Consider the following 13184-nt stretch of genomic DNA (forward strand, 5'->3'; position numbering starts at 1 on the left):
ACAATCCCCCCATTACTACTTCTTAGAGGAGATTGTACTAAATTTTCTGAATATTTAATTTGAATCCTCCTTATCATGAAGGATTTCTAGGCTATTATGTTAAAATTCTCTCATTACTTGTCATAGTTCAATTTTATTTCGAAGCCGTTTTACATAATTACGGCTTACTGGAATCGGTTGCTCATCGTACCTGTCTAAATGCAAATTATACGTGCCATTATAATAAGGTTTAAGTTCTTGTACATATGACATATTAATTAAATAGCTTTTATGTACACGTAAAAAATCATATGCATTTAGTTTATTTTCTAATTCCTGGAGTGTGTATGTTGAAATATACTGATTATTCGTTGTATAAATTGAAACGGTTTTATTTTCCTTATTTTTACTAATATATACAATATCCTCCGGGAGAATATATCTAATCCCCTCATGGCCTTCTATCGGCAGTTTACGCAGATGACTCTTTGCTTTCTCACCTTGTTCTTTTCCCATTTTATATAAAATGAATTGTAAATCTTCTTCACGAAATGGTCGTAATAAATAATAAAACGCTTGGAAACGAAAAGCTGTAATTGCCTCTTCTATATCCTCACCAATAAAAATAAATTTCGTATAACAATTCACTTCTCGTAACAAACTCGAATATTCAAAACCAGTACCATCCATTAATTGCGAATTTAAAAAAACAAAATCAGGTGTATGTTTTTTCATTATTAGCAAAGATTCTGTTCCAGTTTTCGCTTCAAAACATTCTACATTTCGAATGTTTTCAGTAAAGTTCTCAACTAATTTTCTTCGCTCTTCTGTTTCTTCCATGATAAGTAAGATTTTCATTTATCCAGCCACCTAATTCCTTTGTCCATATGTCTTGTTGTATACATTCGCTTTAGTAAGAAACATTCCCTTTTTCTTACTATACCATTATTTATCTAAAAAAACAGAAAAAAGGAAACCACTTTGGTTCCCCTTTTCTTTTATCCCGATTGGTGCGGGCTAATAATCAGTGGTTGATGGACAAAACACCACTGATTAAGGTTTCTCTTTATACTAATTCCCTCTGTTTCGTTTCTTGACCAAGTATAACTACAGCAAGTGCCCCAATTAAAATTGATCCACAGAAAATCGTAAATATTAGCGATAGTGAAGCTTGTGAAGCAACTAAATACCCTACTAATAGTGGTCCAAGAATACCACCAATACGCCCAAATGCAGCTGCCATTCCTGCACCTGTACCGCGAATAGTTGTTGGATACTGTTCCGGTGTATAAGCGTATAATGCACCCCAAGCACCTAAATTAAAGAAGGATAGTAACATACCCGCCACTATTAATGCTGTTAATGAATCCGCAATTCCGAACACATAAGCACTACATGCTGTACCAATTAAATACGTAACCAATACAAATTTACGACCAAGACGTTCAATAAACCATGCAGCTGTGAAATATCCTGGAAGTTGAGCTAAAGTCATAATGAGTACGTACTGAAAACTTTTTATTAAACTAAAGCCTTTCAGTACCATTACACTAGGTAACCAAAGGAACATTCCATAATAGGAAAAGACCACACAAAACCATAGAATCCATAACATAATTGTTGCTTTACGATATTCTCCAGACCAAACCGATTTTATATTTTCAATAACAGATGGCCTTTTTGCAACCTTTTGGAATCTTGGAGAATCGGGTAAATTCCATCTTAAATATAAAGCATATAACGCTGGAACTGCACTTAATACCATAGCAACTTCCCAACCGTATTTAGGAATAACAAAATATGAGATAAGAGCTGCGATTAACCAACCACCAGCCCAAAAGCTTTCTAATAGTACAACTATTTTTCCACGTTCGTGCGCTTCAACACTTTCTGATACAAGAGTAGATGCAACTGGAAGTTCCCCGCCAAGTCCCATACCAATTAAAAAGCGTAAAACGAGGAACATCGCGAATGTCGTCGTTAAAGCAGTTAAACCACTACCGATAGAAAATAGTAATAATGTAATAATAAAGACCGATTTCCGTCCTATTTTATCTGATAGTATCCCAAAAAGGAGCGCTCCTACTGCCATACCAATTGAATTAACGCTACCTATCCAACCCATTTCTTGAGTACTTAATCCCCAATCTTTTTGGAGTGCTACGATTACAAATGAAAGCATTCCAACATCCATTGCATCAAATAGCCAGCCAAGCCCTGCTATACCAAGTAGCTTTCGCTTCGAAATTTCTTTTACCTTGCTCACAAGAAGTCCTCCTTACACAGGTGTCTTTACACATCATTTTACATGTGTGTATTGCATAAGTAAAATACTTTCTTATAAAAATTCTCCTTCATCATTCCCAAAAAGTAAAATATTTATCAAAAATAAACAAATAAAAAAAGTAGCAATGTTCCGCTACTTTTTTGAACGCATTACTTCTTTTAAAAATTCAGCTAATACTAACTGACGACGCCAACGTGTTGGATTACTACATAATCTGTAAAACCACTCTAAATGAATAGATTGAATCCATTTTGGCGCACGTTTTACCTCTCCAGCCCACACATCTAAACTACCGCCTACTCCAACAGCCATTTTCGTTTCTAAACGATGCTTATTGTTTTGGATAAAGTTTTCTTGTCTTGGAAAGCCAAGTGCAACAAGTAATAGATCTGGTTTTGCCTCTTGAATACGTGAAACAATATTCTCTTCTTCTTCTTGTTTAAAATATCCATCTTGTATCCCCACGATAGATGCAGCCGAATATGTCTTCGTTAAATGATCAGCCGCGGCTTGTACAACATGTGGTTTTGCACCTAATAAGAAAACAGATACTGGTTTATTCTCTTCTGATAACTTCGCAAATAAATTACACATTAAATCAAAACCTGCTACACGTTCTTTTACAGGTGTACCAAGCATACCACTTGCTTTTACAACCCCAATACCATCAGGTGTAATTAAATCGGTATTTAGTAATGTTTTATGGAACTCTTCATCCTTTTTTGCACACATAACAATTTCAGGATTTGCTGTTACTACCTGAAAAGTATGAGTTTGCTCCAATTCTAGTTGTTCCTTTAAATATTGGACCGTTTCATCCATTGTCATTGTAGAGAAAGGAACACCTAGAATATCAACCGTTTGTACTGCCATATTTAACTATCCTCTCTATCATTAAAGGTTTTTTGCTATTAATTGCTTATATGTTTCTTTCGTATCTTCATATAATTTTTGAAGTGAGAAGTTCATAGTAGCATGCTCATAAATATGCTTGCCCATTACTGATAACTCTCCAGTTTTCCACTTATCATACGCCTCTTCTAATGCCGATGCCAATGCTTTTCCATCACCAGTTGGTACAATCCACCCATAAGTTTCATCTGCAATTAACGGTTCGATTTCTCCAGCTCTAGTCACAATTGATGGTACACGTTGATTTGCCGCTTCTAATAAAACTAATGGAAATCCTTCGCTATGGGAAGTTAACAAATTGACATGTGATGAAGCAAATAATTGTTTCACATCTTGACGATGCCCTAAAAATTCAACTTTATCATTAATCCCTTTTTCAGTAGCTAACGCCTTTAGTTCTCTTTCTAACGGCCCGTCACCAACTAATAACACTTTAATTTTCTCCAATTTTGTTTGTTGTAACGCATCGAATAAAACTTCATGTCCTTTAACAGGATGCAAACGCGCTACTTGGATTGCCGTAAACACATCTTCATCAATATTAAACATTTCCTTTTTATTATAGCCATCTGCTTTTTCCTGATCATATTCAATCCCGTTATAGATAACATGCATCTTTTCATTTGAAATACCTAATGCGGCTAAGCTTTTTTTCAACCTATTCGTTACAACAAAAAATAAATCTATATTTTTTAAAGCTTTCAAATTTAATTTAGTAAAAATCCAGCCTTTTAAGCCTTGTTTAGTAAAGTCTTGAAATGGATCACTATGAATTGTCGTAACCCATTTTGCCGCGAATTTCTTCTTCATTAGAGAAACAAAGAAATTCGCCCTAGGACCGTGTGTATGAACTACATCAAATTTTTCTTTATTAATGAATTCACTTATGTTCTTTAAAATGGATAAATCATAGCGAGATTTTTGTGAAAACACATGAACTTTTATTCCTAGCTCCCTTGCTTCTTTCGCAACAATTCCATCTTCAAATACTGCTAATTCTACTTCACCATCCGGAAACTGATCGAGCAGTGAAATAATATGTGTTTTTCCTCCACCATCTTCTGCCCCTGCATTCATATGCAATATCCTCATATTTTTTCCTCCTTTAAATCCTCGCTACATTTCCATCTATCTTTATTTTACTGTACTAAAAAATAAAAGCTAACAAAAGTTAGCTTTTATTTTTATCATTCAATTTCTAAATCTACAATTAGACAAGCTAACACCACTACAAAGTAAATCCCGACTCCTGGTGCTGTCAAAATATGTCCTGCAATATACGCAATACCTAGTGCTAATACTAAGCTTGCTGAAATCATTCCATATTTCACATTGAATATTTCCTTAAATCTTGTAACAAATGCTATTAAGATTCTTAAGCCGTAATAAATAAATGGAATCATCATTAACGCAAAACCAATAATTCCGAAATCATAAAACCAATCATGGAAGTCCATTTCAATTAACTTCGGATCTGGCTCTTTTTGTTCATTATACTTAAAGTTACCTGCGTAACCCATTCCAAATAATTTTTGTGACATTGGCGCTTCTTTAAAGAACTGCTTATGTCTCTCTTCATATACTTGACGTCCACTGAAAATAAGATTCTCTTGATTTTCTTTCTTTTGCTCTTTCTCAAGCTCTTTCTTAACTTCCGCTTCTACCTTCGCTTTTTCTTCTGGTTTCTCAACTTTATGTTGTTTTTCTTCTTTTTTAATTTTCTCTTTAATTTCTTTTTCTTTTTGATCTTGCTGCGCTACATTTTGTTCTGATAAATAGTTGTTATGAATACCCATATTTTGTGCTAATGGCGTCATTTTAAACGTTCCAACAACACCAGCTAATAGGATAATAGCAATTAATCCATTAAGTACAAGAGACCTTTTGTTTGGATTTCTTCTATCAAATAATAATTGTAGTACGATAATCCCGATTGCTGCTGCTAACGTAGCACCAATTGAGCCCATCCCTACTTTCGTACCAACTTGAATTAACGAGTAAATCATTAAAAGCGATGGAATCCAATATAAAACGTGTTTCACGCTCTTTGTTTTTTGAATAGAATATAGTACCACAATAGGGAAAATAATAGCTAAGATTGACCCTAGTTCATTACCTGCATAGAACCATCCTCGGGAACCAACTTTCATCCATTGATAACTACCAAAGTCTGTAGATGTCGAAATAGAAATAACCATAATAGCATTAATGATTAATGTTGAATACACAATACTATTTCTGACCTTGTCACTAATATTTACTTTCTTTTTCAATGATTTTAAAGCTAAAATGTATGATCCTAGCATGATATATATATATAATGCCTTCGCAACAAACTTAACTTCTTCACTAAGTACAATAGGATTCTTAACTAGTTTATTATTAATAAACCCTATCCCTAAAACTACTGCTAATAGTATTAAGTAAATTAAAAACTTCCTATTTTCCTTCTCTTTTGCCTGAATTAAAATGTAAATACCACCAACAGCCATAATAAGAAATCTTACCAAAATTCCAACAGTGGCATTTGACTTTAATAAAACGATGCTAAGAGACGTTAATAAATCTAAAACAGGCTGTAAAATAATAAAAAAGAGCAAAAAATGCTCAAATCTAACCCTAGCTTGATTTGCTAACATTCCAAGACCTCCATACAAAATCTTCACATTATCTTTTAATCATAGTTTTCTACTGTTTAAACACACCTAGCAATTATAACATAACTCATATTTAAATTGAGAACTATTTTTCATGCCGAAACTAGTCAAATCCAGCATTATTAGTAACCGAAAACATTGTCCTTTAGCTATCCTTCCCTGTCCCTATAAAAACTATCTAACACATATGCACTTATTTTCGACTGTACAAAAATATTTTTTTATCATTTTATACAAATGTACAAAGCGGACTTCTCTTATTGTACCATCCCTCCAACTAAGCTACATCAAAAAACTATACTATTAATCTTTCCACACTTTTTCGCTTTACTTTATTGCTACTTATCAAGCATTTTCAAACGCTTTCTTTAGCTATTTCATCCATTTTTCTACATGTAGCGAAAAGTAATTGTTATTTCCAAAACTTTAGTGTATATTTTTTCTCTGGAACATCTTTAAGGGGAAGGAATTAAAGCCATGTTATTAATCGATATATTTACGTTTCTTGGCATTATCGCCGCTGCCATTTCTGGTACATTAGTTGGTTTGAAAAAAGATCTAGATTTATTTGGTGTCCTTTGTTTAGCTGTAGCTACTGCGCTCGGCGGCGGTATTATTCGTGATATTATGATTGGTAACCTGCCTCCTGTCGCATTTGTAAAACCCATTTACTTTTTCGTAAGTGTACTATCAGCATTATTCACATGTATGTTTTTTGAGCGCATCAATAAACTTCAAGTTGTTATTATGCTTTCTGATGCTGTTGGTTTAGGTGTATTTACAGCTATTGGTGCAAATGCAGCAATGTCACATCACGTTGACGCCTCGTTTTTAGTCGTTTCAATGGGAGTTATTACAGGTATTGGGGGCGGCATTTTACGTGACATTTGCGCTCAAGATATCCCGTATGTATTCCGAAAAGAGATATATGCAATTGCTTCTATTTTAGGAGCAGTTAGTTTCCTAATTACACATGCAATGGGGGCACACGTATTAGCTTTCTATGTTTGTTTATTAATAACATTCGTTATTCGTGTAGTCACCGTAATATATAATGTACATTTCCCAGTTTTCTTTAAAACACATGCAAAAATTAATAAAGGCCATTAAGAGAATTCTACATAGAATTCTCTTAATTTATATACAATTCCATATACTATAGAGTAATTGTATATAAAAATATATAATTACATTAGAATAAACAAATGAAAACGCTTTATAAACAGGGGGAAGAATGATGCTTGGGGTTTTTAAAAAAAATAAAACAAACACCAGTATAATTGAATTAAGCAAAGGCCAACAAATCATATTTAACGTGCCTGCTAATTCTGAACTAAAAACTCAAATGGATATGTTACATATTTCAAAGGAAGATTTACAAATTGTTAAAGTATTACAGCCATTTATTTATGAGGAAATAGATTGGATAACAGAAAAATTCTACACCAACATCACAAAACAACCTAATTTAATTGCTGTTATTGAACGCTACAGCTCTATTCCCAAATTAAAACAAACTTTAAAGACACATATTAAAGAATTGTTCAGCGGGAATATGAATGAAGATTTTATTGAACAACGTGTTAGAATTGCAAAAAGGCACGTACAAATTGGTTTACATAGAAAATGGTATACTGCTGCTTATCAAGAGTTATTCCGCTCCGTCATGAAGATTTTGCAAACGAAAATTTCAACGATAGACGATTTTTCTTATTCCATAAACGTAATAAATAAATTATTCACATTAGAACAAGAACTTGTTATTGCGGCTTATGAATCCGAATATGAAAGAATCCAAAAAGAACATGAAAAAGAAAAAGAACTGACAGCTATGACGATTACACATATTGCAACAGAACTAGCAGCAATATCTGAAACAACAAGCTCTTCTATTCAACATTTAACATCTAAATCAGAAAGTATCGTAGGAATTGCAAAAACAGGTACATCATTAGCTACGACATCAGAAGAAAAGGCCAACAAAGGAAAAGCACAATTAAATTTGCAAAACAAACGAATGGAAAGCATCCAAACGAATATGGAAACTATTATTACTGATACTCGTGAACTTCTTGATATTTCTAACAAAATTAACGAAATCATTGATATTGTAAAATCAATCGCCGAGCAAACAAATTTACTGGCATTAAATGCCGCTATTGAATCTGCACGTGCCGGCGAATTTGGTAAAGGTTTTTCAGTCGTAGCGGGAGAAATTCGAAAGTTATCAGAGCAAACGAAAGAATCAATTTCCAACGTTACAAAACTCGTTGGAAAAACTAATGAACAAATTATCCACGTCTCTTCTTCCGTGGAACAAATTAGCTCTCTCGTATCTGAAGGGACAGATAGTATGCATGCGACAGATCAATATTTCCAAGAAATCGTAAAAGATATGTCTAACTCTAAAGAACAAAATAAAAAAATTGAAAATGAATTAGAAACTATTTCACAAGTAATGAAGAGTATTCAAGACGATTCCTCGAAAATGGCCTTAACAGCGGATAGTTTACAACTAGAACTACACCGCTAAGGCAAACCGATACAAAGTGGAGATTCTTCGTCTCCGCTTTGCATTCATCCTTATCATCCATCTACAAAAAAAGAATCCAAAATGGATTCTTTTATTTTCTGAAAAATATTTTTTGGCAATAAAAATAACTCATATAAACACCAAAGCTTTGTAAAATAAACAAAGCTGGCATAATAATATTATAATATGCCATATCTACTCGAAAGAGCCTTAACGACACATATCCGGTAATTAATAATACAAACAACATATATCCTTCATTTTGCTGTTTCTTAATTAGAAAATGTAATAAAGCTATGGCCATAAATAATGTCACCACTATATATATAAGCTTTTCACATTTAAAAATAATAGAATTTATTCCCTCGTCTAAAAGTTGGTTAATAACTGGTTTTAACAGTTTAAATCTTTCTACTTCCATTTCTTTTAACTCTTGATCAATGTGCTCTTTTACACTTTGATTTTTGGATGTTTTTTCTTCATTTTGACTTTTTCCAATTAAAACAGATTGAACATAAGTCTGATTAGAAATCGTATACTGTGACATTCCCATCATCTTGATACCATAGCTCACACCAAAATGAGTACTATAAAATAGAATAAGTATTCCTATCATTTTTAATAGTAATTTTTGTTTCGTTGCTGATTGAAATAATTCAATTAACAGCACATATACAGCTATAAAAATAGGTAAAAATAACCCCATTGGGAAAATCATATTGCTAAGCGCAAATAAAATGGCTGAAATTCCCCACATATAAGGATGGTCTAATCCCTTATATAAAAATATGTAACAAGCACAATAAAATAAAAATATTGCGAGTGATTCCGCCGTTAATACAGAACTCATAAATATATTTGGAATATATAAAGCGTAAAACATTGATGCAATACGACCACACTCTTCTCCAAAGACCATTGACGCAATGCGATAAATGAAAAATGCAGTTCCTGTACAAAATAAAATATTAAATAATTGTAAAGCGAATACCGTATCACCAAATATACGAATGATGATCGATTCATAAATAATAAAAGGTAACTGTGCTATATTTTCTATATTATTGCCAATTGCAATCTGCTTTGCAGACTCATACATAGCTTTCATATCACCTATCATTGGAACATCTACAAATAGAACTGTGATAAGTCTTATAACTATAGATATGCTTATAAGAAAAACAAGAAATTGTTTATCTGTAAAACGATATTGCAAAATTGATGCTACTAACAAAATAAGAATAACAAAAATCACTAATACAATTGTTATACTTGTTGTACTTCCTCCAAAAAATTGCTTACTTGTTTCAAAAGCCGACCAACAACTATAGACAAAGAATGCGAGCATCGCACCAATCATTATTTTACTGAAGAAAGACGAAAAATTTGTTCTTATATGATTCATATGTCCATTGCACCTCTATTTCCATTCATAACAAAACGATTCTATCATGAATAAGCACAAGGTTAATAGGGAATTTCTATGACAAATACATAGTCATTACTTTTTCACTTGCAATGTAAGCGAATCCTCTTTTACACTACACTTTATATATGATAAATTTTCTTTCAGTTACATGAATACAAATACAGAAATTTCAATAAAGTGAAACTTTAATCCACGGGGGTTTTGTTCATCCCCCACTGACTATTAGCCCGCAAATAGTGGGATAATCCTCTTTTGGAACACTTTACTTCATTAAATATCTAATATGGGTACTCCACTTACACATGTCACTCTGATTGAAAACAGAAAATAGGGGATGAATATATGGAAAAGAAATTCATGCGAGAATCAAAAGCAATTAAAACAACACGTGTTTTTCCTAACGATTTAAATAATCACCAAACACTTTTCGGGGGGAAATTATTAGCAGAAATTGATAGTATAGCTTCAATTGCAGCTGCGAGACACAGCCGCAAACATTGCGTAACAGCATCTATCGATTCCGTTGATTTTTTAACTCCAATTCACCAAGCAGATTCTGTTTGTTATGAAGCATTCGTATGTTATACAGGAAAATCTTCAATGGAAGTTTTCGTAAAAGTAATTGCAGAGGATCTACTAGCAGGCGAGCGTAGAATGGCCGCAACGTGTTTCATTACATTTGTCGCATTAAAAGACGGAAAACCTTCATCTGTACCACAAGTAATTCCTGAAACAGAGGAAGAACATTGGCTACATACAACTGGTTCAGAGCGTGCAGAAAATAGAAAAAAAGGACGTTTGAAAAGTAAAGAAATGGCTGAAGTGTTAACTTTAAGTAAGCCTTGGAATATGTAACATTAGGATTTTATATTATACATGCACAGGTTTTTTCTTCCTTGCATGTATTTTTTATTATAATAAAGTGTTACACCTTAGCGTTTTTATTCGATGCCTGTTTCCTAAAATCACCCATCAGCTTTTCCTTTATTTTGTTATGCTATTAATGGTATATTAAATAATGTTCGTTTAAAAATAACCATAATATGATTAAGTATATAAGGGATGGTGCGGTAATGTCTATTGAGGTACCAATTTCAATACCAAAAACGTTAATTATTATTCCAGCGTATAACGAGGAAGAAGCAATTGCAGATACATTAACAAGATTATTAGAACTAAAACAGCATTTTACAGCATTAAGCATTTGCGTTATTAATGATGGATCAAAAGATAAAACAGCTCAAATCGTAAAAGATTTCCCTGTTCATCTCGTTAATTTACCATATAATCTAGGTATCGGTTCAGCTGTACAAACTGGATATAAATACGCTTATGAGAACGGATATGATATTGCGATTCAGTTCGATGCTGATGGACAACATAATCCTGATGATTTATACAAAATCATACAGCCTATTGCCGAGGATCAATGCGATATGGTCCTGGGTTCACGTTTTACAGAAAAAACAGCATATAAAGGTAGTATTTCCCGAAGAATCGGTATTTTTTATTTTACCGCTCTATTGAAAGTACTAACAAAACAAACATTTATGGATCCAACTTCTGGGTATCGTGCTATCAATCGAGAAGTAATTAAGATTTTTGCACACAATTATCCAAAAGATTATCCGGAGCCAGAAGTCCTTATTCATTTAAAAAAGAAAAAACTTCGCATTAATGAAGTATCTGTAAATATGCAAGAGCGACAAGGTGGACAATCTTCCATCACTCCCCTTAAATCTGCATATTACATGGTGAAGGTAAGTCTTGCTATATTGATGCAAAAAATCGTGAAAGGTTGATAATAAATGCATATAATTACCTTTTCATTTATCTTTATTTTATTACTATTCTTCTTAATTATTAATTCCATTCGTCGTGGGACTTTAGAAACAAAATATGCTATTTTATGGATTTTTGTTTGTGTTGCAATGGCTATTTTAAGTTCTACGGATAAAATTATAAATTGGATTGGAAAACTATTAAAAGTAGAATATCCTCCGTCCATTTTATTCTTATTCGGACTATTATTCTGTTTTATCCTAATTTTTGACCTGACGAGAAAAATCTCCAAATTACACCATCAACTTGTAACATTAACGCAAGATTATGCATTATTAAAACAAAAATTAAAGATAACAGATAAGGAATAACTTCCTAACTAAATACTAATATACTAAAGCTCCTGAATTTTGCTTGAAAAATTCAGGAGCTTTTATCATTTCAAATTATTTCTTTCTAATTATACGAGGTACCACAATAGAAAGTTGATTTACAAAGTTTATATGCGTTAAACTTATACAGATGTTCTTGTAGTCTTCTTCCTTTCAAAAGACTTGTATATATGGTACAAAACATAAAAAATTTGAGGAGATAAAAACTCTATGATGGAACAAAAACAACTCGTTTCCGTTGTCATACCTCTGTATAATACGGAAAAATATATTGAAGAAACAATGCAATCAATACTAGATCAAACATATAAAAACATTGAAATTGTAATTGTAGATGATGGAAGCAAAGATCAATCACCTTCCATCGTAAAAAACCTTGTACAAAAGTACCCCGGACAAATAAAATACGTCCCACAAGAAAATCAAGGCGTTTCAGTTGCTCGTAATACAGGAATTGAAAATGCTAGCGGAGAATATGTTGCTTTTCTTGATAGTGATGATTTATGGCATCCAACAAAAATCGAAAAACAAGTTGAAAGCATGCATAAAAACAACATGAACGCTTGTTATTGTGGCTATATGAACTTTTACGAAGAGACTGGTGAAAAAGTTGAGCACACGACAAACTTTATTAAAGGTGATATGACAAAAGCTTTCTTAACGCATCAAGTTGTTGCTCAGACGAGCACTTGGATTTTCAAAAGATCTATCGTGATGGATCATAATATTCGTTTCACACCAGGGTGTAGCTGGGGAGAAGATTTAGAATTTCTATTTAAATTAATGAGCGTTACAAATGTATGCTATGTAGATGAATATTTAACATATTATCGAATCTTATCCGAAGGAAATCTTTCTTCAAAGTATAAAGATTATGAATTAAAAACAGCAAAAGAATTAGAAGTGTTTAATCGAATGAAGGATTGGGTTCATAATAAATCAAAAGACTTAATCGTGAATGATTCTACAGAACTTATTGAAATCCTTGAAACTTATCTATTCCCATATACAGTCATTAACAATGCTTGTATATACATTAAAGGAAGCTCTAAGTTAGATAAATCACAAGTTCAATTAATCAAGGGCGATATAAATAAATATTGTCGCAAAATTTATTCGAAAAATGGAAAACGAAGCAAAAAGCTATACGCAATGCTTTGGTTTGTACGAATAAAGTTTATGTTTTCTTAAATAAAGAATACGCTTTTAAACA

12 protein-coding genes and 1 pseudogene are annotated in these 13184 nt (G+C 32.6%); 7 read left to right on the forward strand and 6 right to left on the reverse strand.

Going from position 1 to position 13184, the window contains the following annotated elements; translation table 11 throughout:
- Positions 1–120: 120 nt before the first annotated feature.
- From NSS97_RS27420 to NSS97_RS27440, 5 genes are all read right to left on the reverse strand, one after another.
- On the reverse strand, positions 121–837 hold the full coding sequence (locus NSS97_RS27420; protein WP_002089871.1) for a LytR/AlgR family response regulator transcription factor: 717 nt from the start codon (positions 835–837) through the stop codon (positions 121–123).
- Between the two features lie 208 nt (positions 838–1045).
- A complete protein-coding gene (locus NSS97_RS27425) occupies positions 1046–2245 on the reverse strand; it encodes an MFS transporter (RefSeq protein WP_002016404.1) in 1200 nt (399 codons plus the stop codon).
- A gap of 153 nt (positions 2246–2398) precedes the next feature.
- The gene (locus NSS97_RS27430; protein ID WP_002016406.1) at positions 2399–3139 is read right to left on the reverse strand and encodes a WecB/TagA/CpsF family glycosyltransferase; all 741 of its coding nucleotides are present in this window, start codon (positions 3137–3139) and stop codon (positions 2399–2401) included.
- Positions 3140–3160: 21 nt separating this feature from the next.
- On the reverse strand, positions 3161–4270 hold the full coding sequence (locus NSS97_RS27435) for a glycosyltransferase family 4 protein (protein WP_002089874.1): 1110 nt from the start codon (positions 4268–4270) through the stop codon (positions 3161–3163).
- A 95-nt stretch (positions 4271–4365) separates the two neighbouring features.
- A complete protein-coding gene (locus NSS97_RS27440) occupies positions 4366–5817 on the reverse strand; it encodes an O-antigen ligase family protein (RefSeq protein WP_044438376.1) in 1452 nt (483 codons plus the stop codon).
- A gap of 495 nt (positions 5818–6312) precedes the next feature.
- On the opposite strand from NSS97_RS27440, the gene NSS97_RS27445 reads away from it, so the two are divergent.
- The 3 genes and pseudogenes from NSS97_RS27445 to NSS97_RS30550 all read left to right on the forward strand — a co-directional run bounded on the left by NSS97_RS27445 (position 6313) and on the right by NSS97_RS30550 (position 8368).
- Entirely contained in the window at positions 6313–6945 is a 633-nt protein-coding gene (locus tag NSS97_RS27445) for a trimeric intracellular cation channel family protein (protein WP_000924380.1), read from the forward strand.
- Positions 6946–7186: 241 nt separating this feature from the next.
- Positions 7187–7564: pseudogene (locus NSS97_RS30545) on the forward strand (protoglobin family protein); the annotation flags it as partial.
- A complete protein-coding gene (locus tag NSS97_RS30550; protein ID WP_445285997.1) occupies positions 7562–8368 on the forward strand; it encodes a methyl-accepting chemotaxis protein in 807 nt (268 codons plus the stop codon). The pseudogene NSS97_RS30545 and the gene NSS97_RS30550, both read left to right, overlap by 3 nt.
- A 91-nt stretch (positions 8369–8459) precedes the next feature.
- Here NSS97_RS30550 and NSS97_RS27455 read toward each other — a convergent pair whose 3' ends face one another.
- A complete protein-coding gene (locus NSS97_RS27455) occupies positions 8460–9773 on the reverse strand; it encodes an ArnT family glycosyltransferase (protein WP_044438368.1) in 1314 nt (437 codons plus the stop codon).
- A 366-nt stretch (positions 9774–10139) separates the two neighbouring features.
- Here NSS97_RS27455 and NSS97_RS27460 point away from each other — a divergent pair, with 366 nt between their 5' ends.
- From NSS97_RS27460 to NSS97_RS27475, 4 genes are all read left to right on the forward strand, one after another.
- Positions 10140–10652, forward strand: coding sequence for an acyl-CoA thioesterase (locus NSS97_RS27460; protein ID WP_000412118.1), 513 nt, complete (start codon positions 10140–10142; stop codon positions 10650–10652).
- Between the two features lie 218 nt (positions 10653–10870).
- The gene (locus NSS97_RS27465; protein WP_044438366.1) at positions 10871–11599 is read left to right on the forward strand and encodes a glycosyltransferase family 2 protein; all 729 of its coding nucleotides are present in this window, start codon (positions 10871–10873) and stop codon (positions 11597–11599) included.
- A gap of 6 nt (positions 11600–11605) precedes the next feature.
- A complete protein-coding gene (locus NSS97_RS27470; RefSeq protein WP_002016417.1) occupies positions 11606–11950 on the forward strand; it encodes a DUF2304 domain-containing protein in 345 nt (114 codons plus the stop codon).
- A 231-nt stretch (positions 11951–12181) separates the two neighbouring features.
- Positions 12182–13162, forward strand: coding sequence for a glycosyltransferase family 2 protein (locus NSS97_RS27475; protein ID WP_002184477.1), 981 nt, complete (start codon positions 12182–12184; stop codon positions 13160–13162).
- Positions 13163–13184: the final 22 nt, after the last annotated feature.

This window comes from Bacillus sp. FSL R12-0074 (assembly GCF_038005725.1).
Taxonomy (GTDB): Bacteria; Bacillota; Bacilli; order Bacillales; family Bacillaceae_G; genus Bacillus_A; species Bacillus_A mycoides.